Origin of the sequence: Jeotgalibacillus aurantiacus, assembly GCF_020595125.1 — a bacterium.
Classification (GTDB): Bacteria; Bacillota; Bacilli; order Bacillales; family Jeotgalibacillaceae; genus Jeotgalibacillus; species Jeotgalibacillus aurantiacus.
In genome coordinates, this window is the sequence record NZ_JACNMS010000008.1 from 54,567 (window position 1) to 75,543 (window position 20,977).

Consider the following 20,977-nt stretch of genomic DNA (forward strand, 5'->3'; position numbering starts at 1 on the left):
TTTCGACAAAAAACTATTACTTAACTTCTACGCCAGCTCCAACTTCTTCAAGCTTAGCTTTGATTTCTTCAGCCTCTTCTTTAGAAGCGCCTTCTTTAACAGCTTTAGGCGTGTTGTCTACCATTTCCTTCGCTTCTTTCAGGCCAAGACCAGTGATTTCACGAACCACTTTGATAACCTTGATCTTCTGAGCACCAGCTTCAGTAAGAACAACGTCAAATTCAGTTTGCTCAGCAGCAGCTTCGCCACCAGCAGCACCAGCTACAGCTACAGGAGCAGCAGCAGATACACCGAATTCTTCTTCGATTGCTTTTACAAGGTCGTTAAGTTCAAGAACTGTCATTTCTTTGATTGCTTCGATCATTTGTTCTTTAGTCATGATATAGTTCCTCCTTATGGAATGTTTTGGTTTAGTTTGGTTGGATAAAAGTTATCCAGCTAGCAGGCTGCTATTAAGCGCCCTGCTCTTCTTTTTGGTCTGCAACAGCTTTTGTTGCAACTGCGAATCCGCGCATTGGCGCCTGAAGTACGCTGAGTAGCATAGAAAGTAGGCCTTCGCGTGACGGAAGGTCCGCAAGAGCTTTCACTTGTTCAAGTGACGCTACGTTTCCTTCGATCACACCCGCTTTTAACTCAAGTGCTTCGTGGTCTTTCGCAAAGTTGTTAAGAATCTTCGCTGGCGCAACAACATCTTCAGCAGAAAATGCGATTGCGTTAGGACCTGTAAGGCTTTCAGAAAGACCTTCAAGGCCAGCAGCTTCAGCCGCACGGCGAGTCATAGAGTTTTTGTAAACCTTGAACTCAACGCCTGCTTCACGAAGTTGCTTACGAAGCTCAGTTACTTCAGCAACTGAAAGACCGCGATAGTCTACGATTACTGATGATGCGCTTGTTTGGAATTTCTCTTGAATTTCTGTCACAAGCTGTTTCTTTTGCTCGATCACACTGCTCATCCTAACACCTCCTGTAGTATTTGCTGGAGCGTCATTCATACCGTCCGATCATAATAAAAAGCCTCTATGCCGGAAAGTAGACATAGAGGCGTATCATTTCAAAGTAAAAGAAAAATCTTTTATTCGTCATGACCTCGGCAGGAAATTAAGTCTGAGACACCTGCTGTCTACGGTACAAATGGTTATATAATTTCACAACAGACAACATCATAACAGATGGTGAAATGCTGTGTCAATATCTATTGTTAATTATTTTACTGTTACAGAAGATGGATCAACTTTGATTCCAGGACCCATAGTTGTTGTTACAGCAACAGACTTCATGTAAGTTCCTTTTGCTGCAGCAGGCTTAGCCTTCTGGATTACATCAAAGATTGTGTTGAAGTTTTCAACAAGCTTCTCAGCGTCGAATGAAACTTTACCGATTGGTACGTGAATGATACCAGACTTTTCAGCGCGGTATTCAACTTTACCAGCCTTGATTTCATTAACAGCCTTCTGAACATCAAATGTTACAGTACCTGTCTTAGGGTTTGGCATAAGGCCTTTTGGTCCAAGGACACGTCCAAGCTTACCAACTTCACCCATCATGTCAGGTGTTGCTACGATTACGTCGAAGTCAAACCAGCCGCCCTGGATCTTTTGAACAAGCTCGCTGTCTCCTACGTAGTCTGCGCCAGCCGCTTCAGCTTCTTTTGCTTTTTCGCCTTTAGCGAAAACAAGAACGCTTTGCGTTTTACCAGTTCCGTTTGGAAGCACAACTGCTCCACGGATCTGCTGGTCGTTTTTACGAGTGTCGATTCCAAGACGGAATGCAGCCTCTACTGTTGCGTCGAATTTCACCGTGCTTGTCTTTTGAGCAAGCTCGATTGCTTCGTTGATTGCATAGTTTGTTGAACGGTCAACAAGCTTAGCAGCTTCTTGATACTTTTTGCTTTTCTTAGCCATTTTATAAGTTCCTCCTTATGTGGTTTTAGCGGAATAACCTCCCACGAATAAAGGTTGCGAGTGAAAAATCCTTTTCAGCTTCGCAACCTCGTCCAAGACAACCATCAATTAGTCTTCAATCGTAATTCCCATGCTTCGAGCCGTACCTTCAACCATACGCATTGCTGCTTCAACATCAGCTGCGTTAAGATCAGGCATTTTTGTTTCCGCGATTTCACGTACCTTGTCACGCTTGACAGTCGCTACTTTGTTGCGGTTTGGTTCACCAGAACCAGACTCGATTCCTGCTGCTTTCTTCAGAAGAACTGCAGCCGGCGGAGTTTTAGTGATGAATGTAAATGAACGGTCTTCAAAAACCGTGATTTCTACAGGAATAATCAGTCCAGCCTGATCAGCTGTACGAGCATTGAATTCCTTACAGAATCCCATGATGTTCACACCTGCCTGACCTAGTGCAGGACCTACCGGTGGAGCTGGATTCGCTTTCCCAGCCGGGATTTGAAGCTTAACCATTTTGATTACTTTTTTAGCCACGAGACACACCTCCTTAAGTCCGTGATGTGGTAATAGGGCTTCTGTTTTTGCCCTCCCACTTGATTCTTTTATATAAAGAATTGAAAATGTTAGTTCAGTCTCTCTATTGAGACATACTGACTTAAAAGATGTTATCATCTTTCGAATTATAATTCAAGATGTTCTTTTTATATTTTTACAATTTTACTCCATTGCGGGAAAATACGTTGGAATCGGTCTTGTACGCGATAAAACGTGCCAGGTCATTCCTCCGCTTTCCGATGTCTAGCTGCGACGACTAGCCCCTCGAGGTCATAAGTCAAAGCTGAACGAGGGCAAAAGGCAGCCCTCTTTTCATCTTCGCCTTATGCTTGTCGGGGCTGGACGAGTCGCCTCCGCTTTTCTATGGCCGCGCGGTGAGCCAGCTAGCGCTTTGCGCTTACGCTGTCTCACCTGTCGCTTCTCTGCCGCAGGAGTCTGCGGAATGACCTGGCACTTTTGATGGGTTTCTTCTTAAGGATTACTTAGCAATCAAAAAGACCCGAAATATCAAAAGTATTTACACTGGAGAATCAGAACGTCTTATAATTTTGTAATTTGTGTGAATTCGAGTTCTACCGGTGTTTCGCGGCCGAACATGTTTACGAGTACTTTGACCTTGCCTTTGTCTGTGTCAATATCCTCAATGACACCGGCAAAGTTTGCGAATGGACCTTCGTTTACTGTGACGTTTTCACCAAGCTCGAAGTCCACCTCAATGGTTTTCTCCTGCATACCCATTTGCTTCAGAAGTTGTGTTACTTCTTCCGGCAATAGTGGTGTCGGCTTTGCGCCGCCGCCTGATGATCCGACGAATCCTGTTACGCCTGGTGTGTTACGGACGACATACCATGAATCATCTGTCATCACGATTTCCACAAGTACATAACCAGGGAATGTTTTACGCTTGACTGTTTTTGCCTTACCATCTTTAATCTCGGTTTCTTCCTCTTCAGGAATGACAACGCGGAAGATTTTGTCCTGCATGCCCATTGATTCAACACGCTTTTCAAGATTCATTTTCACTTTATTCTCATAGCCGGAATAAGTGTGAACCACGTACCAATTTTTCTCCACCGTATGTTTTCCTCCATTCTGTTATTGTTTTGGCTGCTTTATGCATGTATGTTTCGTTAATGGATTTTCTGTAAAACAGACCATCGATTTTTGCCCAATGAAAAAACCCGTTAAACGGGCTTTTGCATGTCTGTCTCTATTGTACACGATATTAGCAGGTGGTGCGAAGGTTTACAAGAACCTACAGGATCCAGTTAATAATCGCATCGATGCCAAAGTCGATAATCGCAAAGAAAACAGCGACAAATACTACGGTACTTAAAACCGTAATCGTGTAACGAGTAAGCTCCTTGCGGCGGGGCCAGCTGACCTTACGCATTTCGGAAGCAACATTTTTGAAGAAGTTGCTGATTTTACCCATGATGACGTACCCTCCAACCAGTGTTATTTCAGTGATCCGTGTTACAGGATCGGCTCAGCCTACACCGTCTGTTTGTGAGGTGTATGAGCATTACAGTAACGGCAAAATTTCTTGACTTCTAATCTATCAGACTGCTTATCTGCGCCCTTTGGAACGGAGTAGTTCCGTGATCCGCAGGCACTGCAAGCAAGAATCAGTTTTTTACTCACCATGTTCATTCCTTTTTAGGGACATACATCCTTTAAAAAATAACACTCCATCTGTTTGATGTCAATACACGCCAACCGTTAAAAAGTCAATTCGCGCGCCTCAAGATAGCGCTCCAGCTTGCGTTTGACACGCTGCAGGGCATTATCGATAGATTTTACATGACGATCCAGTTCTTCCGAGATTTCCTGATACGATTGCCCGTCAAGGTAAAGGGATAACACCTGACGTTCCAGATCACTCAGAAGCTCAGCTACTTTACCTTCAATCTTGCTGAATTCTTCCCTGTGAATGACGAGCGCCTCCGGATCTGTCGGCCTGGCTGTTGAAATGACATCCATCAGCGTACGGTCAGATTCCTCATCATAAATCGGTTTATCAAGTGATACGTAAGAATTAAGCGGGATGTGCTTTTGGCGGGTAGCGGTTTTAATTGCAGTGATGATCTGACGGGTAATACAAAGCTCAGCAAACGCTTTGAAAGAGGTCAGTTTTTCTTCCTTGTAATCACGAATCGCCTTATAAAGACCAATCATGCCTTCCTGGATGATGTCTTCTTTGTCTGCCCCGATTAAAAAGTAGGAGCGCGCCTTCACTCTGACAAAATGACGGTACTTGTTAATTAAAAAATCCAGTGCTTCACTGTTTCCGTTCTGAATCAGTTCAAGTATCACATCGTCTTCCATTCCGTGAAATAATTCCCGATCCGTTGATGCCTGATTGTATGCGTTCAAATGGATCCCCCCGACTGTACGAAACAAATAGATAGAAATATTATACTTTACAGAATTTTTTAACGTCAACCGTTCATTTATCGCCGCGTCTCCATTTTTCGAATATTTCGGCGACTTCGTCGGACAATGGAATCTTTGATACCGGGCGCTCAGACTGATTTCGTTCGATCCGCTTGGAAATTTTTTTTTCGATTTGTTTCATCTCAATTAAAAGTTCTCTCGCTGACTTCCGGAGTGCTCCTTGACCGAAGATCGCCCATTGCTCTGTATAATCGCTTGTGGCTACAATCACCTGGGTTTTAATATCATTCAGTTCAATGGCGAGCTTTTCAATCCGCTCATCTGCTGTTTCGTTTTTTCGGGTAAAAACAATTTCTACTCGGTAGTTAAACATTTTCTTCGACATACCTTCGACAAACTGCGCATCAAATACGATGATGACGCGGTGTCCGGTATAGCCCTGATATTCCGCCATGAGTTCGATCAGGCGGTCACGCGCCGCCCCAAGGTCGCGGAGCTTTAACTCCACGAGCTCGGGCCATGCACCGATGATGTTATAGCCGTCTACGAGCAGTACATTTCGCATCGCTGATCATCCTTCCAGCGGGTGACGGCGTCTGTAGACCTCATACATTAAAAGGCTTGCTGCAACAGAGGCATTGAGCGACGTCACATGTCCAACCATTGGCAGATGAATCAGAAAATCGCATTTTTCCCGTAAAATACGGCTCATGCCTTTCCCTTCACTTCCAATAATTAACCCAAGCGGCATCGTCCCATCAAAGCGGCGGTAATCCTCACTGCCTTTCGCGTCAGTCCCGGCCACCCAGACACCACGGTCCTTCAACTCGTCCACCGTTCGGGAAAGGTTGGTCACACGCACAACCGGTACGTGTTCAATCGCACCCGTTGAAGCCTTCGCGACGGTTGCGGTCAGACCGACTGCCCGGCGCTTTGGAATAATAATGCCGTGAACGCCCGATGCATCCGCTGTCCGCATGATCGAACCAAGATTGTGCGGATCCTCAAGCTCGTCCAGGATCAGGATAAACGGATCTTCGTTTTTAGCTGCCGCTTTGTTAAAAATATCGTCCATTTCCGCATACTCGTAAGCTGCAATCGAAGCGACAACCCCCTGATGCTGTCCATCCATCAGCTGATCAATTTTCTTTTTCGGTACAAACTGAACAAGTACATTCGCTTCCTTTGCCAGCTGGATGACCTGCTGCATCTGTCCCTTTTGTGAGCCTTCCCCGATCCAGATTTTATTAATTTCCCTGCCGGATCTCAGTGCCTCCAGTACGGGGTTTTTCCCGCCGATAAATTCTTCGCTCATTGCCCTGCTCCTTTCTGCTCTTCCATGATGAACGCAATCGACTCATCAATGATGCCGATTAACCGCTCCTGCTGCTCTGTTAAATATAAATAACCGATCAGCGCTTCAAACGCTGTGCTGTACCGGTACGTTGTCACATCTGTATTTTTCGGCACAGAGCCGGACTTGGCATTGCGACCCCTTCGGATCACGGCCATTTCCTCCTCTGTAAACCGCTCTTCAGCGAACATATGGTGCAGGATTTTCGCCTGCGCTTTTGCTGACACATAGCGAATACCCTCGCGCTGAAGCTGGTTCGGTCTGACCGTCCCGCTTACTAACAGGTGGTGACGGACCTTCTGTTCATACACGGCGTCGCCCATATAGGCGAGCGCCAGTGCATTGATTTGTTTCGGGTCTAATGTATAATCCGCCATTTCTTACCCTCTTCTCCAGCGGATACCCTGTTTTGTATCTTCTAAAATAATGTTCATGTCCTTCAGCTGGTCACGAATCGCGTCTGCTGTCGCAAAGTCACGCGCTTTTCGTGCTTCTTCGCGCTGCTGAATAAGGGCATCAATATCTGAATCAAGCATGTCTTTTTCCTGCTCCATCGTGAAGCCAAGCACACCTGCCAGCTCATCAAACGCTTTTGTAAAGGCATCGATGACGTCTGTTGATGTATTTTTCTCACGCAGGTAAAGATTCGCCTGACGTGACAGGTCAAACAACACAGAGATGGCATTGGCTGTATTGAAATCATCATCCATCGCTTTGACAAACGCTTCTTTCTGTTCAGCCGTTGCATCCAGCCACTTCTGGTCATCTTCTGTCAGACCGGCACTGGATTCACGGCGGTGCAGCAGGTTTTCGTAAGAGGTACGGATTCGCTCAAGACCAGCTCCTGCCGCATCCAGCAACTCTTTGTTATAGTTGATCGGATGGCGGTAGTGAACCGACAGCATGAAGAAACGCAGCACCTGTGGATCCACTTCTTTTAAAATGTCATGAACGAGAACAAAGTTGCCGAGTGATTTCGACATTTTCTCGTTATCGATATTAATATACCCGTTATGCATCCAGTAATTTGCGAAGGTTTTACCGGTCAATGCTTCTGACTGGGCGATTTCATTTTCATGGTGCGGGAAGGCTAAATCCTGTCCACCTGCATGAATATCAATCGTATCGCCAAGGTATTTGCGCGCCATTGCCGAGCATTCGATGTGCCAGCCCGGACGACCTTCTCCCCACGGACTTTCCCAGGAAATTTCGCCTTCTTTTGCTGCTTTCCATAAGACAAAGTCAAGCTCATCCTCTTTGCGCTCATCTGACTCGATACGCGCGCCGATCTGAAGCTCATCAATGGACTGATGAGACAGCTTTCCGTAGCCGTCAAACTTACGCGTGCGGTAATACACATCTCCGCCTGACTCATACGCAAAACCTTTATCAATTAATGACTCAATAAATTCAATGATTAGATCAATGTTTTCCGTCACACGCGGATGAGCTGTTCCACGCTGGCAGCCAAGCGCACCTACATCCTCAAAATAAGCTTCAATAAACCGGTCGGCAATGACAGGCACCTCTTCACCAAGCTCTTTGGCTGCACGGATCAGTTTATCGTCTACATCAGTAAAATTCGAGACGAAGTTCACATCATAGCCCCGGTATTCAAGGTGACGGCGTACCGTATCAAATACGATCGCAGGACGGGCGTTTCCAATATGAATATAGTTATAAACGGTCGGTCCGCACACATACATGGAGACCTTCCCCTCTTCAAGCGGTTTAAATACTTCCTTCTGCCTTGTGACAGTGTTATATAATTGAATGCTCATAATTGCGAGCTCCTTTCCCGTTCCTTTTTCAATTGTTCTTTCACAAATGCAAGCTCTGTTTCGAGCGTGCGGATGCGGTCCCAGATCGGATCCGGCATATCCTGATGATCCAGATCGCGGCGCACCTTTTTCCCATCGCGCACCACGACTTTACCCGGAATGCCGACAACAGTGGAATTGGCCGGCACGTCATTTAAGACAACTGAACCCGCTCCAACCTTGGAGTTCTGACCGATTACGATGGAACCAAGCACCTTTGCGCCTGTGGCAATCAGCACATTGTCCTCAAGCGTCGGATGACGTTTCCCTTTCTCTTTCCCTGTTCCACCGAGTGTTACGCCTTGGAAAACCGTCACGTTATTGCCGATTTCACATGTTTCCCCAATGACCACACCAACTCCGTGATCGATAAAAAAACGTCTGCCAATTTTCGCAGCAGGGTGGATTTCTATACCGGTCATCGCTCTTGCAAGCTGCGATATTGCCCGGGCAATAAAAAACATTTTTCGCTTATAAAAGACATGGGCAATCCGGTAAGCCCAGATCGCATGCAGTCCGGAGTACGTTAAGATAATTTCTAATGCTGAACGGGCAGCGGGATCCTGATCAAAAACGGTGTCGACATCTTCTTTTATCCGCTTAAACATCTCGTTCACTCCTCTCATTTTACACAATTTCCGCTATAATTCCGACTGAACACATATGAATTTACTGTTTTAAAATAGAAAAAGCGTCTCTGTCATATGACAGAGACGCTTTTTTGCGCGGTTCCACTCTGTTTGAAGCAATGTAACACACTGCTCCCCACCTCAACAGGATAACGGCCTGGAACCGCTTATGCCTACAATCGCTCTTCGGCAAAAGACTCAAGGGTGCATTTCAGAAAAGGATCAGCCCAAACCGCTCTCAGCCGGTGACGGTTCTCTCTTATCGGCATCACTTTTCCTACTTCTCCCTATCAAAGCTTTCATGTATCGTCAATCGTTGATTTGCGTTCTATAGACATACTATATACTATTCTTTTCGAAATGTTAATTAGTCAGCTTGCTTAATCGTGCAATGACTTTTTCTTTTCCTAATACTTCGATTGCATTCGGCAATTCAGGACCATGCGTCTGTCCTGTCACTGCGACACGAATCGGCATAAAGAGCTTTTTGCCTTTATGACCCGTTTCTTTTTGAACGGCTTTGATCGCTTTCTTGATCTGATCTGCCTCAAACGCCTCTAGCGCCTCAAGCTGCCCGATAAAGGAAGCCATCACCTCAGGCACCTGCTCTTCTGCAATCACAGCACTTGCCTCTTCATCATATTCAATCTCATCTTTAAAGAACAGCTCAGATAATCCGACAATTTCAGCACCGTAGCTCATCTGCTCCTGGTAAAGGGCAACTAAATTCCGCACCCACTGCTCCTGCTCCGGCGTGCGGTCCTTCGGAATTCTTCCCGCTTCCTCTAAATGCGGAACAGACAGCGCCACAACCGTATCAAGGTCAAGTGTCTTCATATACTGGTTATTCATCCACTCAAGCTTTTTCGTATCAAATACGGCCGGTGATTTCGACAGACGGTCCGCATCAAAAATATCGATAAGCTCCTGCTTCGAGAAGATTTCCTCTTCCCCTTTTGGCGACCAGCCAAGCAGCGCAATAAAGTTGAACAATGCCTGCGGCTGATAGCCCAGATCCTTATACTGCTCAATGAACTGAATAATAGAGCCATCGCGCTTGCTCAGCTTTTTACGCTCTTCATTGACGATCAGTGTTGTATGACCGAACTTTGGAAGCTCCCAGCCAAACGCTTCATAAATCATCATCTGCTTTGGTGTATTGGAAATGTGGTCATCTCCACGAAGCACGTGTGAAATCTCCATATAATGATCATCTACTACAACCGCAAAGTTGTACGTTGGAATACCGTCTTTTTTCACGATGACAAAGTCGCCGATACCGTCACTTTCAAACGAAACGTCTTCTTTTACAATATCGTTGAACGTATACGTTTTACCCTGAGGCACGATAAAGCGGATGCTTGGCTCACGCCCTTCTGCTTCAAGCGCTGCTCGCTCTTCATCCGTCAGGTTACGGCACTTCCCGCTGTAGCGTGGCATTTCGCCGCGGGCACTTTGTGCTTCGCGCTCTGCCTCAAGCTCTTCTGATGTACAGTAGCACTTGTAAGCTAGACCTTTTTCAAGCAGCTCATCGTAATGCTTTTTATAAAGATCATTACGCTCTGACTGACGGTATGGACCGTAATCTCCGCCAACATCGATGCTTTCATCCCAGTCAATACCGAGCCACTTTAAATAATCAAGCTGAGACTGCTCTCCGCCTTCGATGTTACGCTTTGTATCTGTATCTTCCACGCGGATGATAAATGTTCCGCCCTGGCTTCTTGCAAACAAATAATTAAATAGGGCTGCACGGGCATTCCCTATATGTAAATATCCTGTTGGACTTGGTGCATAACGCACGCGAATTGGTGTAGACATAACGTTGTCCTCCTGAAAATGGGTTTATAGTTTTTGAAGAAGAATGACAGCCTGTGCGGCGATGCCTTCTTCGCGTCCTTCAAATCCGAGCTTTTCGGTTGTCGTTGCCTTTACATTGACCTGGCTCTCATCAGCTTCTAATAGAGATGCAATGACCGCTCTCATATCACTGATGTGCGGCGCCATCTTTGGCTTTTGTGCAATAATCGTACAATCAATGTTTCCGAGTGAATAGCCCTTTTCCTTCACGATTCCCCATACGTGCTGAAGCAGCTTTTTGGAATCCGCTCCTTCAAACGCCGGGTCTGTATCCGGAAAATGACGGCCGATATCCCCTTCGCCAATCGCACCGAGTGCCGCATCTGCCACAACGTGCAGCAGCACGTCAGCATCTGAGTGACCGAGCAGTCCCTTTTCATGCGGGATCTCGATTCCCCCGATGATCAGCGGACGACCTTCCGTCAGCTGGTGAACATCATAGCCCTGTCCAATACGAACCATAGGTGTTGCTCCTCTCTATTCGTTACGTACAGAAGCCATTTTCGTAAGAATCGCCTCTGCAAATAATAGGTCCTCTTTTGTTGTCAGCTTTATATTATCATAATCTGATTCAATAACCGTCACTTTTCCGCCCATTTTTTCAACAAGTGAGGCGTCATCCGTTCCGGTAAAGCCTTCTTCTTCAGCGGCTTTGTGTGCCTGTAAAATAAGATCAAGGCGAAAAGCCTGCGGTGTCTGAACAGACCACAGGCTTGCGCGTTCCACTGTTTCCGTAACAGTTCCACCCATCACTTTTTTAATCGTATCCTTTACCGGTACTGCAGCAATCGCACCGTCTGAAACTTGTGCTTCTTTGGCAAGTGCATGAATCGTTTCTTTTTTAATAAATGGACGTGCGCCATCGTGAATCATCACGATGTCTGCTTCCGCCTGCTTCAGCGCTTCATATACGCTGTTCTGACGTTCCTTACCGCCAGGAACCATTGCTTTTACTTTTGTCATGTTATATTCCGCAAGCAGCCTGGTCAGTTCTTTACGATCATCAGGGTGAATCGCAAGCAGAATCCCGTCACATGCTTCATCCGCTTCAAAGACACGCAATGTGTGAATAATAACCGGTACTTCTTTTACCGTCAGGAGCAGCTTGTTACGGTCTGCTCCCATCCGCTTTCCCTGACCCGCTGCCGGAATGACCACTTCATATTTCATGATGTTCTCCTTTTATAACGCCTTTTCCTTACCGTATGACTTCGGTTTGGCAAAAATCATCCGGCCAGCCGATGTCTGAAGGACGCTGGTCACAATGACTGTGATGTTTTTGCCGATAAAGTTCTTGCCGTCTTCCACGACGATCATCGTGCCATCGTCGAGATACGCAATCCCCTGGTTTTGTTCCTTCCCGTCCTTGATCATCTGGACGAGCATTTCCTCACCCGGCAGCACGACCGGCTTGACCGCATTGGCAAGGTCATTAATGTTGAGCACCTGCACACCCTGCAGGTCACATACTTTATTTAAATTAAAATCGTTTGTTACGACAATCCCGTTCAGCACTTTTGCGAGCTTCACAAGTTTGCTGTCGACTTCCTGAATATCCTCAAAGTCACCTTCATAAATCGTTACTTTTATCGGAATGTCTTTTTGAATTCTCTTCAGAATATCCAGTCCGCGACGGCCACGGTTTCGCTTCAATGCATCTGATGAGTCTGCGATATGCTGCAGTTCGCCAAGCACAAACTGAGGAATGACGATCTCACCATCAAGGAATCCCGTCTGGCAAATATCCGCGATCCGGCCGTCAATGATGACGCTCGTATCCAGAATTTTGTGGTGCTTGGAAGCGGGAACTTCACTTGTTGCCGCTTCACCCTGATCAGCCTTTTTCCCATGCGAGGGATTGCGTGAAAACAGCTGAACCAGCTCGTCCCTTTTTGTAAAGCCGACCTGAAAACCAAGGTAACCGAGAATCAGCGTTAACAGGATCGGAATCACCGTATTAAAAATCGGAATTTCAATATCATTAACCGCAACCCCGATCAGGAACGCTGTAATTAACCCGATGATCAGTCCCAGTGCGCCAAACAGAAGGTCTGTTACCGGTGCTTTAACAAGTGAATCCTCCGCCCATTTAATAAAGTTAACCACATACTTAATGGCCCAGAATGTTGCCGCATAAAAAATAATCGCTCCTAAAATGGCAGTGACGTAGGCATTGTTTATGAATGCATAATCTAAATTAAAAGGAATAAGAACTAATTCTGGAAGTAAAAAGATGCCCAGTGTTCCGCCGACAATCAGAAAGCAAACCTGAATAATTCGTTTTAACATTCCTTCACCTCCCTGGTGATTTTTTAGCACCTGTAGTGCTTGTGAAAAGATTAGCATGGTTTAGAATCGCAAGTCAATTTAAACACAAACGTAACATCATATCACAGATGTAAATTTGTCACAATCCACATAATCCCAATCAGTGGTCTGCCAATGATTGATCTTTAACCGATCGTAACCCTTCCTTAATTTTTTTTGCCCGGATTTCTCCAATTCCATCCACACGGTCGAGTTCTTCTACCGTTGCCTTCAGCATTTTTGGCAAATGACCAAAATGATTGACGAGATTTTCGATGATCATGACGGGCAGCCTCGGAATTTTATTCAGCACACGATAACCTCTTGGCTCCACCAGATCCTCAAGCGGAACATTAGGGGCATGACCGAGCAAATTCATCAGCACGTCATCATCGAGCACTTCAGATGACACCATATTTTCAAAATCATCAAGAAGGTCGTGATATTTTACAATCCGCTCTTTTGAATAGTCTCTGATGACCATACGTGCTTCCTTCTCCAGGTCTGTGAGCAGCTCATGTAGCTGCAGTCGGACAAGACGGCCTTCTGAACCAAGCTCATTTAAGTAAAGAAGCAGTTCATTCTTAATTCGGATGACCATTTCAAACCGGTGCAATACGAGCAGTACGTCATTAAAGGTAGACGCTTCTTCGTATTCAAGCAGCGTCAGATGGGAAAGGCTTTGATCCAGTACAGAGCGGTATTTCTCCATCGTCTGCAGTGCCTGGTTGGCTTTTGCGAGAATGACGGCGATTTCCTTCAGTGCATAGCGGTACGTTCCTTTGTAAAGCGTAATCACATTCCGCCTTTGTGAAATCGCGATGACAAGTGAATCTGTTTCCCGCGCCACACGCTCTGCTGTCCGGTGCCTCATCCCCGTTTCAGAGGAAGAAATGGATGGATTCGGATTCAGCTGCGCATTGGCGATCAGGATTTTACTGCCGGACTCATTTAAAATAATCGCCCCGTCCATTTTCGCCAGCTCATACAGATAGGTTGGAGAGAAAGGACACTGGATCTGAAATCCTCCGTCTACAAGCGGCTTCATTTTATCATTGCATCCGACAACAATTAACCCGCCGGTACCTGCACGTAGTACGTTATCGATCCCCTCCCGAAAAGGAGTACCCGGTGCCACGAGCTGAATAATATCTGCCGACGGCCGCTTGCGCTTTCTCTCCTCCATCGCCTATCCCTCCAATGTTTTCTTTAAGGCTTCCCCTACATTGGTCACCCCTATGACTTCAATACCTTCAGGGAATGTCCATCCACCGATATTGTTTTCCGGAATAATCGCGCGCTTAAAGCCGAGCTTTGCCGCCTCCTGCACACGCTGCTCAATCCGCGACACGCGCCGCACCTCACCGGTTAAGCCAACCTCGCCGATGATACAGTCAAACGGCTTTGGCGGCTCATCACGGTAGCTTGACGCGATGCTGACAAGCACGGCTAAATCAACAGCAGGCTCATCCAGCTTCACGCCACCTGCTACTTTTAAATAGGCATCCTGCGTCTGCAGCATAAGCCCGACCCGCTTTTCAAGGACAGCCATCAAAAGCGACACACGGCTCTGATCAATGCCGGTGGCCATTCTTCGTGGATTATTGAAGCTCGTTGGCGTCACAAGCGCCTGAATTTCAACGAGCACCGGACGGGTTCCTTCCATGGAAGCCACAACCGTGGAACCGGCCGCTCCCTGCGAACGCTCCTCAAGGAAAATTTCAGACGGGTTGGCTACCTCCTGCAGACCTGCTTCCCTCATCTCAAAGATCCCCATTTCATTCGTAGAGCCAAAACGGTTTTTAACGGCCCGCAGAATCCGGTACGTATGATGCCGTTCCCCTTCAAAATACAGAACAGTATCCACCATATGCTCTAAAATTCGCGGACCGGCAATAGAGCCTTCCTTTGTAACATGGCCCACTATGAAAATCGCTACGTTTTTCGTCTTTGCAATTCTCATCAGTTCCGCTGTACATTCACGAACCTGCGTCACACTTCCCGGCGCAGAGGTCACTTCAGGATGATAGACTGTCTGAATAGAATCGATAATAACAAACTGCGGTGCGACCTGTTCGATGGAATGAGCGATTGATTCAAGGTTCGTTTCAGCGTAGATTAAAAGCTCCTCTGACGTAACGCCAAGACGGTCTGCCCGCATTTTCGTCTGCTTGACTGACTCCTCACCGGAAATATAAAGCACTTTATTTTTCGTTTCTGCCAGCTGGGACGATACCTGAAGCAGAAGGGTCGATTTCCCGATCCCCGGGTCCCCTCCGATTAAGACCATTGAGCCCGGTACAACGCCTCCGCCGAGCACACGGTTTAATTCCGGCATCATCGTTTTGACACGCGTTTCATCCTGGGTTTCTATCTTAACGAGTGGAGTTGCCTTGGACTGGGTTCCTTCGGGTGTATGGGTAAAGGATTTGCGGGGCTGTTTGCCGGTAATGGTGATATCCTCGACCATCGTGTTCCACTCTCCGCAGCCCGGACACTTACCCATCCATTTCGCTGACTCATAGCCACAGGATTCACACATAAACTTTGTTTTTTTCTTAGCCACTTAACTGCTGCCTCCTAACGATGAAAAAAGGTGCACGTGCCTTTTTCCTTAACACGTGCACCTTCTGACGATTGCTTACGACGTAACGTCTGCTTCTTCTTTACGGTTAACCGTAAATTCGCCGTCCTTATAATCAATTTCAACTGTGTAACCCTGAAGTACGTTTCCTTTTAACAGTTCTTCAGAGAGACGATCTTCAATTTGTTTCTGAATGGCTCTGCGCAATGGACGCGCACCGTATTCAGGATCAAATCCTTCATCGGCAATTTTGCTCTTCGCCTCTTCCGTGATGGATAGCGTAATATCCTGCTCCTTCAGACGCTTCACAAGCTCTTCTGCCATTAACGAAACGATTTCTTTCAAATGCTCTTTTTCAAGAGAGTGGAAGACGATTGTTTCATCAATACGGTTTAAGAATTCAGGACGGAAGGCACGCTTTAATTCCTCCAGCACCTTGCCTTTCATATCCTTGTAATCCTGGTTGGAATCCTGCACAGCGAAGCCGACGTGCTTATTCTGCTTCAGCGCGCTGGCCCCAACGTTGGATGTCATGATCAGCACCACATTGCGGAAATCAACTGTGCGTCCTTTAGAGTCTGTCAGGCGTCCATCTTCAAGCACCTGCAGAAGAATGTTGAAGACATCCGGGTGTGCTTTTTCAATTTCATCAAGCAGCACAACCGAGTAAGGCTTACGGCGAACCTTTTCTGTCAGCTGACCGCCTTCTTCATAACCGACATAGCCTGGAGGTGAACCGACCAGACGGGATGTCGAGTGCTTTTCCATGTACTCAGACATATCGATCCGGATCATCGCATCCTCATCACCGAACATGGATTCAGCTAGTGCTCTAGCAAGCTCCGTTTTACCGACTCCTGTTGGTCCGAGGAAAATGAATGAACCGATCGGACGCTTCGGATCCTTCAGACCGGCACGTGCACGACGTACGGCTTTTGAAATGGCTGTCACAGCATCCTTCTGTCCGATTACACGGCCATGAAGCGTTTCTTCAAGGTTCAGAAGTTTCTGTGTCTCTGTTTCTGCCAGACGCGATACCGGAATTCCTGTCCATGTGGATACAACATGTGCAATATCCTCAACCGTCACTTCGGTATTTTCCTGACCCTGCTTTTCTTTCCATTCCTTTTTCGTTTCTTCCAGCTTTTCCTTCGTTTTCTGTTCAGAATCACGAAGAGAAGCTGCCTTTTCAAATTCCTGGCTCTGCACCGCAGCATCCTTTTCCTTACGGATACCCTCAAGCTTTGCTTCAAGTTCCTTCAGGTTTGGAGGCGTTGTATAAGAACGAAGACGAACCTTTGATCCGGCTTCATCGATTAGATCAATCGCTTTATCCGGAAGGAAACGGTCTGAGATGTAGCGGTCTGACATTTTAACTGCTGCTTCAATCGCTGCATCGGTAATCGATACGCGGTGGTGCGCTTCATAGCGGTCACGCAGTCCTTTTAAGATCAGTACAGATTCTTCCGCTGTTGGCTCATCAACCTGAATCGGCTGGAAACGGCGCTCAAGCGCTGCATCTTTTTCGATATATTTACGGTACTCATCAAGTGTTGTGGCACCGATACACTGGAGCTCTCCACGTGCAAGGGACGGCTTCAGGATATTGGATGCATCAATCGCACCTTCTGCCCCACCAGCCCCGATCAGCGTATGAAGCTCATCAATGAAGAGAATGATGTTGCCGGCCTGACGGATTTCATCCATCACTTTTTTCAGACGGTCTTCAAACTCACCGCGGTATTTTGTACCCGCAACAACGGTTCCCATATCAAGCGTCATCACGCGCTTATCACGAAGAATTTCAGGCACTTCATTTTGTACGATCTGCTGGGCAAGCCCTTCTGCGATGGCTGTTTTACCAACACCAGGCTCCCCGATCAATACCGGATTGTTTTTCGTACGGCGGCTTAATACCTCAATCACACGCTGGATTTCCTTGCTTCGGCCAATGACCGGATCCAGACTTCCTTCACGGGCAATCACGGTTAAGTCACGGGCAAGACCATCAAGCGTTGGCGTATTTGCCGCTGCGTTTGAGCCGCCCTGCTGACCGCCTGCCTCATTGCTGCCAAGAAGCTGCAATACCTGCTGACGGGCTTTATTTAAGCTCACACCAAGGTTATTTAATACGCGCGCCGCAACGCCTTCACCCTCACGGATCAGACCAAGAAGAATGTGCTCTGTTCCGACATAAGAGTGTCCAAGCTTGCGGGCCTCATCCATGGAAAGCTCAATGACTTTCTTAGCCCGCGGTGTATAGTGCACGCTAGGGGATTGCTCTGTCCCTTTACCGATCAGCTCTTCAACCTCTTCCTGAATCTTTGCCGTGCTTAAGTTCAGTGTCTGAAGTGCCTTAGCTGCAATGCCTTCACCTTCGCGGACCAGACCTAACAGAATATGTTCAGTGCCAATATTTGAATGGGATAGGCGAATCGCCTCTTCCTGTGCCAATGCCAATACTTTTTGTGCTCTCTCTGTAAATCGTCCAAACATCATATCTCTGATCCTCCTTTATCCTTCTTTTCTTCCATCTCCAACCGTTCCCGGATCAGCGATGCGCGTCTCATGTCCCGCTCCACCGGCCGTAAAAACCCTCCAGCATATTGCTGAAGAAAGCCCGGCTGCGTTAAAATCATCAGCTCGTTTAAAATCGATCTCGACACATTCTCGATAAATCCTAAATCGATACCAAGACGAACATCCGACAGACATTTAGCCGCTTCCTTCGATTCAAGCACCCGGCTGTAGCGCAACGTCCCGTAAGACCGGAAAACGCGGTCCTCAAGCTGAATGCCTGAAGCCTTCACTAGCGCTTCCCTTGCCGACTTCTCCTGGGCAATAATCTGATCCACCACCCGCTGGAGGTCCTCCACAATGTCTTCCTCAGACTTGCCGAGTGTTGTCTGATTCGAAATTTGAAAGATGTTACCTAAAGCTTCGCTACCTTCCCCGTAAATTCCTCTAGCCACAAGACCAAATTGTCCAATTGCAGGAATAATTCTATTCATCTGATGAGTCATCATCAATCCTGGTAAATGCATCATAACAGATGCACGCAACCCTGTCCCCACATTTGTCGGGCAAGTCGTCAAATACCCAAGATGCTCATCAAAGGCATAATCACAATGCTGCTCAATCGCATCATCAAGCTGCAGCGCCTTACTCAGCGCTTCCTTCAACTGGAGCCCCGGAAACAGACACTGAATCCGCAAATGATCCTCTTCATTAACCATAATGCTGATCTCTTCGTCATCTGACAGCCAGACAGCCGAAGCGCCTGAATCCTCCGCCAGATTCGGACTGATCAGATGCTTTTCCACCAGCACCCGTTTTTCAAGTCCCTGAAGCTCTTCCATTTTCAGCACTTCAAGTCTTTCATCCGCTTTATGAACAGCTGCGCTCACTTCCTCAGCCACAGCACGCGCTTCCTCTTTTGTAAATACAGTCGGGAAAGCATACTTACGGTGATTTCTCGCTAAACGAATCCGGGTCGATAAGACAATCTCAGAGGATGGACCCTCCTCATTCATCCACGAGCTGACAGCCTGATTCAAAAATTTTTCCAAACTCATGACGGACTGCCTCCCTCACCGTGAATCTCTTTTTCCATCACGCGAATCTGATCCCGAACCGTCGCAGCCCGTTCAAACTCCTCTTCCTCGATCAAAGACTTCAACTCAGCACGAAGCTCCGTCACCTTCCGCTTCAAATGAATCGTGCCTCCCTGTCTCTCAGGAAGCTTTCCGTGATGCGTCGTATTTCCACTATGCAATCTTTTTAAAATCGGCGGCAGTTCATCTCTGAACGACTCATAACACGACGGACAGCCAAACTTCCCGATTTTCAAAAACTGCTGAAACGTCATCTGACAGTGACTGCATTTCACAGGCTCACGCTCCGGCTTTTGCGGCTGACTCGGCTGCATGACCGGCGACACATTCAATAAACCTGCCAATAAGTTATTAAATGAAAAAGCACTGTCATCTGACATAAACGCTTCACCCTTATCCTGGGCACAGCTGTCACACAAATGAACCTCCGTCTTCTGCCCATTCATCACTTTTGTAAAATGCACAGAAGCAGGTCTCTCCTGACATTCCTGACATAACATCTTGATCACCCCGCGACCTATTGAAATTTTAACGTCATCAGCATGGCTGTCAGAATGCGGCCGCGCACTTCATCCCGCAACGGCAAAGGCACATTCAGCGTCGTCCGGTCCATTGCACTCAGCATCAGCTTTGCCTCCCGCTTCGAAATACATTCCTCATCAATCAGCCTGAACACAACATCCTCCGCCATCGACTGCGAAACAGACGGCTGAAGAATATTTAAAATCTGATCAATCAACTCAGAACGGCCATGCGTTTTTACCTTAATAATGCGTATATACCCTCCGCCTCCGCGTTTACTCTCAACGAGATAACCCCGTTCCACCGTAAACCGCGTCTTCATCACATAATTGATCTGAGACGGAACACAGGAAAATTTCTCAGCAATCTCACTTCTCTTTATTTCAACTATTTCACTGCCACTTCCATCTAAAACCTGTTTCAGATAGTTTTCAATGACATCTGTGATATTTTTCATCAAGCCACCTCCTCCACCTTGACTTTGACTATCTTTGACTATGATTATACAACAGTAAGATGAAGGACTGCAATTGATTGACTGCAGCGCTGGCGGGGCAAACGTTCGACGATTATTGCAGGAGATTCGACAGCCTTTGAGGTGTTTTTATAATGTAGATTTGGGATTCAGTTCACGATCTTGTCTATTCTTCATAGCATTGATCTTATTCGATATCCTTTCCCGTTTATTCTACACACTTTGTTTCTTATTCTGTATACCTCTGGAAACATTCCGGCGAAGCTCGGGGGCACTGAATGCACTTTGGTAACTTAAAGAGCTGGGTTTTCTTTAAAACCAGCTCGGAATTCTACACACTTTGCTCTTCATTCAACACACTTTTGCTCTTATTCTGTATACTTTTCCGTTTATTCGATACACTTTATTCTCTATTCTGTATACCTCCATAAACATCCCGGCGAAGCTCGGGAGCACTGAATGCAGTTGAGTAACTGAAAGTCTTTTTCCTTTCTCTAAACTAGCTCGAAATTCTATACCTTTACCCCTTTATTCTTCATACTTCTGCTCTTATTCGATCCACTTCTTCATTTATTTGATATACTTTACTCCACATTCTGCACACCTCTGCAAAAACAACACAAAAAAGCCTGTAACTCATCCATTGAGTTACAGGCTTTTTAAGTGCCTAGCGACGTCCTACTCTCACAGGGGGAAACCCCCAACTACCATCGGCGCTGAAGAGCTTAACTTCCGTGTTCGGCATGGGAACGGGTGTGACCTCTTCGCTGTCATCACTAGACTGATTTTATTGAAGACTCGCGCCTTCAAAACTGGATACAACATCAAACAACCGCAAGGTTCGAGAATCACCTATTTGGTTAAGTCCTCGATCGATTAGTATTCGTCAGCTGCACATGTCGCCATGCTTCCACCTCGAACCTATCTACCTGATCATCTTTCAGGGATCTTACCACTTG

The 20,977-nt window shown here is 46.7% G+C and carries 23 protein-coding genes, 2 rRNA genes and 2 other annotated features; all 25 genes read right to left on the minus strand.

Annotated elements, in window-relative coordinates; genetic code table 11:
* Nucleotides 1–16: 16 nt before the first annotated feature.
* The gene (rplL, locus tag H7968_RS17085; protein WP_227397243.1) at nucleotides 17–379 is read right to left on the minus strand and encodes a 50S ribosomal protein L7/L12; all 363 of its coding nucleotides are present in this window, start codon (nucleotides 377–379) and stop codon (nucleotides 17–19) included.
* Nucleotides 380–452: 73 nt separating this feature from the next.
* Nucleotides 453–953: a 50S ribosomal protein L10 gene (rplJ, locus tag H7968_RS17090; protein WP_227397244.1), complete on the minus strand. Its 501-nt coding sequence runs from the start codon at nucleotides 951–953 to the stop codon at nucleotides 453–455.
* A 46-nt stretch (nucleotides 954–999) separates the two neighbouring features.
* Nucleotides 1,000–1,144 (minus strand) — a sequence feature (ribosomal protein L10 leader region).
* Between the two features lie 58 nt (nucleotides 1,145–1,202).
* On the minus strand, nucleotides 1,203–1,901 hold the full coding sequence (gene rplA / locus H7968_RS17095; protein WP_227397245.1) for a 50S ribosomal protein L1: 699 nt from the start codon (nucleotides 1,899–1,901) through the stop codon (nucleotides 1,203–1,205).
* 108 nt (nucleotides 1,902–2,009) lie between these two features.
* Nucleotides 2,010–2,435, minus strand: coding sequence for a 50S ribosomal protein L11 (rplK, locus tag H7968_RS17100; RefSeq protein ID WP_071311366.1), 426 nt, complete (start codon nucleotides 2,433–2,435; stop codon nucleotides 2,010–2,012).
* Nucleotides 2,436–2,996: 561 nt separating this feature from the next.
* On the minus strand, nucleotides 2,997–3,530 hold the full coding sequence (gene nusG / locus H7968_RS17105; protein ID WP_134374633.1) for a transcription termination/antitermination protein NusG: 534 nt from the start codon (nucleotides 3,528–3,530) through the stop codon (nucleotides 2,997–2,999).
* 181 nt (nucleotides 3,531–3,711) lie between these two features.
* Complete coding sequence (gene secE, locus H7968_RS17110) at nucleotides 3,712–3,891, minus strand: preprotein translocase subunit SecE (RefSeq protein ID WP_227397246.1); 180 nt, start codon at nucleotides 3,889–3,891, stop codon at nucleotides 3,712–3,714.
* Between the two features lie 59 nt (nucleotides 3,892–3,950).
* Nucleotides 3,951–4,100 carry a 50S ribosomal protein L33 gene (gene rpmG, locus H7968_RS17115; RefSeq protein ID WP_208528055.1) on the minus strand — a complete coding sequence of 50 codons (150 nt, stop codon included), beginning with the start codon at nucleotides 4,098–4,100 and terminating at the stop codon, nucleotides 3,951–3,953.
* 78 nt (nucleotides 4,101–4,178) lie between these two features.
* Nucleotides 4,179–4,901, minus strand: coding sequence for an RNA polymerase sporulation sigma factor SigH (gene sigH, locus H7968_RS17120; protein ID WP_227397247.1), 723 nt, complete (start codon nucleotides 4,899–4,901; stop codon nucleotides 4,179–4,181).
* 4 nt (nucleotides 4,902–4,905) lie between these two features.
* On the minus strand, nucleotides 4,906–5,418 hold the full coding sequence (locus H7968_RS17125; protein WP_134374625.1) for an NYN domain-containing protein: 513 nt from the start codon (nucleotides 5,416–5,418) through the stop codon (nucleotides 4,906–4,908).
* A gap of 6 nt (nucleotides 5,419–5,424) precedes the next feature.
* Entirely contained in the window at nucleotides 5,425–6,168 is a 744-nt protein-coding gene (rlmB, locus tag H7968_RS17130; RefSeq protein WP_134374623.1) for a 23S rRNA (guanosine(2251)-2'-O)-methyltransferase RlmB, read from the minus strand.
* On the minus strand, nucleotides 6,165–6,584 hold the full coding sequence (locus tag H7968_RS17135) for a Mini-ribonuclease 3 (RefSeq protein WP_227397248.1): 420 nt from the start codon (nucleotides 6,582–6,584) through the stop codon (nucleotides 6,165–6,167). Before H7968_RS17135 ends, rlmB begins: the two co-directional genes overlap by 4 nt.
* 3 nt (nucleotides 6,585–6,587) lie before the next feature.
* Nucleotides 6,588–7,988, minus strand: coding sequence for a cysteine--tRNA ligase (cysS, locus tag H7968_RS17140; RefSeq protein WP_227397249.1), 1,401 nt, complete (start codon nucleotides 7,986–7,988; stop codon nucleotides 6,588–6,590).
* Nucleotides 7,985–8,635, minus strand: coding sequence for a serine O-acetyltransferase (gene cysE, locus H7968_RS17145; protein ID WP_227397250.1), 651 nt, complete (start codon nucleotides 8,633–8,635; stop codon nucleotides 7,985–7,987). Before cysE ends, cysS begins: the two co-directional genes overlap by 4 nt.
* A 98-nt stretch (nucleotides 8,636–8,733) precedes the next feature.
* Nucleotides 8,734–8,959: a binding site (T-box leader), on the minus strand.
* A 60-nt stretch (nucleotides 8,960–9,019) separates the two neighbouring features.
* Nucleotides 9,020–10,477 carry a glutamate--tRNA ligase gene (gltX, locus tag H7968_RS17150; RefSeq protein ID WP_227397251.1) on the minus strand — a complete coding sequence of 486 codons (1,458 nt, stop codon included), beginning with the start codon at nucleotides 10,475–10,477 and terminating at the stop codon, nucleotides 9,020–9,022.
* 24 nt (nucleotides 10,478–10,501) lie between these two features.
* Entirely contained in the window at nucleotides 10,502–10,978 is a 477-nt protein-coding gene (gene ispF, locus H7968_RS17155; protein ID WP_227397252.1) for a 2-C-methyl-D-erythritol 2,4-cyclodiphosphate synthase, read from the minus strand.
* A 15-nt stretch (nucleotides 10,979–10,993) separates the two neighbouring features.
* On the minus strand, nucleotides 10,994–11,686 hold the full coding sequence (ispD, locus tag H7968_RS17160) for a 2-C-methyl-D-erythritol 4-phosphate cytidylyltransferase (RefSeq protein ID WP_227397253.1): 693 nt from the start codon (nucleotides 11,684–11,686) through the stop codon (nucleotides 10,994–10,996).
* 12 nt (nucleotides 11,687–11,698) lie between these two features.
* A complete protein-coding gene (locus tag H7968_RS17165) occupies nucleotides 11,699–12,805 on the minus strand; it encodes a PIN/TRAM domain-containing protein (protein WP_227397254.1) in 1,107 nt (368 codons plus the stop codon).
* 139 nt (nucleotides 12,806–12,944) lie between these two features.
* Nucleotides 12,945–14,009: a DNA integrity scanning diadenylate cyclase DisA gene (gene disA / locus H7968_RS17170; RefSeq protein ID WP_227397255.1), complete on the minus strand. Its 1,065-nt coding sequence runs from the start codon at nucleotides 14,007–14,009 to the stop codon at nucleotides 12,945–12,947.
* Between the two features lie 3 nt (nucleotides 14,010–14,012).
* A complete protein-coding gene (gene radA, locus H7968_RS17175; protein ID WP_227397256.1) occupies nucleotides 14,013–15,389 on the minus strand; it encodes a DNA repair protein RadA in 1,377 nt (458 codons plus the stop codon).
* Nucleotides 15,390–15,464: 75 nt separating this feature from the next.
* Entirely contained in the window at nucleotides 15,465–17,906 is a 2,442-nt protein-coding gene (clpC, locus tag H7968_RS17180; protein WP_227397257.1) for an ATP-dependent protease ATP-binding subunit ClpC, read from the minus strand.
* A complete protein-coding gene (locus H7968_RS17185; protein ID WP_227397258.1) occupies nucleotides 17,903–18,982 on the minus strand; it encodes a protein arginine kinase in 1,080 nt (359 codons plus the stop codon). The genes clpC and H7968_RS17185 overlap by 4 nt, the downstream gene beginning before the upstream one ends.
* Nucleotides 18,979–19,521, minus strand: coding sequence for a UvrB/UvrC motif-containing protein (locus tag H7968_RS17190; protein ID WP_227397259.1), 543 nt, complete (start codon nucleotides 19,519–19,521; stop codon nucleotides 18,979–18,981). The genes H7968_RS17185 and H7968_RS17190 overlap by 4 nt, the downstream gene beginning before the upstream one ends.
* A 17-nt stretch (nucleotides 19,522–19,538) precedes the next feature.
* Nucleotides 19,539–20,000 carry a CtsR family transcriptional regulator gene (locus H7968_RS17195; protein WP_134374597.1) on the minus strand — a complete coding sequence of 154 codons (462 nt, stop codon included), beginning with the start codon at nucleotides 19,998–20,000 and terminating at the stop codon, nucleotides 19,539–19,541.
* Nucleotides 20,001–20,683: 683 nt separating this feature from the next.
* Nucleotides 20,684–20,799: ribosomal RNA gene (gene rrf, locus H7968_RS17200) — 5S ribosomal RNA — on the minus strand.
* Between the two features lie 75 nt (nucleotides 20,800–20,874).
* A 23S ribosomal RNA gene (locus H7968_RS17205) occupies nucleotides 20,875–20,977 on the minus strand; the annotation flags it as partial.

Excerpts from the sequence above, each read along its gene's own strand:
- rplL (WP_227397243.1), bottom strand. The coding sequence starts at position 379 with ATGACTAAAGAACAAATGATCGAAGCAATCAAAGAAATGACAGTTCTT.
- rplJ (WP_227397244.1), bottom strand. The coding sequence starts at position 953 with ATGAGCAGTGTGATCGAGCAAAAGAAACAGCTTGTGACAGAAATTCAA.
- rplA (WP_227397245.1), bottom strand. The coding sequence starts at position 1,901 with ATGGCTAAGAAAAGCAAAAAGTATCAAGAAGCTGCTAAGCTTGTTGAC.
- secE (WP_227397246.1), bottom strand. The coding sequence starts at position 3,891 with ATGGGTAAAATCAGCAACTTCTTCAAAAATGTTGCTTCCGAAATGCGT.
- H7968_RS17125 (WP_134374625.1), bottom strand. The coding sequence starts at position 5,418 with ATGCGAAATGTACTGCTCGTAGACGGCTATAACATCATCGGTGCATGG.
- rlmB (WP_134374623.1), bottom strand. The coding sequence starts at position 6,168 with ATGAGCGAAGAATTTATCGGCGGGAAAAACCCCGTACTGGAGGCACTG.
- H7968_RS17135 (WP_227397248.1), bottom strand. The coding sequence starts at position 6,584 with ATGGCGGATTATACATTAGACCCGAAACAAATCAATGCACTGGCGCTC.
- cysS (WP_227397249.1), bottom strand. The coding sequence starts at position 7,988 with ATGAGCATTCAATTATATAACACTGTCACAAGGCAGAAGGAAGTATTT.
- cysE (WP_227397250.1), bottom strand. The coding sequence starts at position 8,635 with ATGTTTAAGCGGATAAAAGAAGATGTCGACACCGTTTTTGATCAGGAT.
- gltX (WP_227397251.1), bottom strand. The coding sequence starts at position 10,477 with ATGTCTACACCAATTCGCGTGCGTTATGCACCAAGTCCAACAGGATAT.
- ispF (WP_227397252.1), bottom strand. The coding sequence starts at position 10,978 with ATGGTTCGTATTGGACAGGGCTATGATGTTCACCAGCTGACGGAAGGT.
- ispD (WP_227397253.1), bottom strand. The coding sequence starts at position 11,686 with ATGAAATATGAAGTGGTCATTCCGGCAGCGGGTCAGGGAAAGCGGATG.
- H7968_RS17165 (WP_227397254.1), bottom strand. The coding sequence starts at position 12,805 with ATGTTAAAACGAATTATTCAGGTTTGCTTTCTGATTGTCGGCGGAACA.
- disA (WP_227397255.1), bottom strand. The coding sequence starts at position 14,009 with ATGGAGGAGAGAAAGCGCAAGCGGCCGTCGGCAGATATTATTCAGCTC.
- clpC (WP_227397257.1), bottom strand. The coding sequence starts at position 17,906 with ATGATGTTTGGACGATTTACAGAGAGAGCACAAAAAGTATTGGCATTG.
- H7968_RS17185 (WP_227397258.1), bottom strand. The coding sequence starts at position 18,982 with ATGAGTTTGGAAAAATTTTTGAATCAGGCTGTCAGCTCGTGGATGAAT.
- H7968_RS17190 (WP_227397259.1), bottom strand. The coding sequence starts at position 19,521 with ATGTTATGTCAGGAATGTCAGGAGAGACCTGCTTCTGTGCATTTTACA.
- H7968_RS17195 (WP_134374597.1), bottom strand. The coding sequence starts at position 20,000 with ATGAAAAATATCACAGATGTCATTGAAAACTATCTGAAACAGGTTTTA.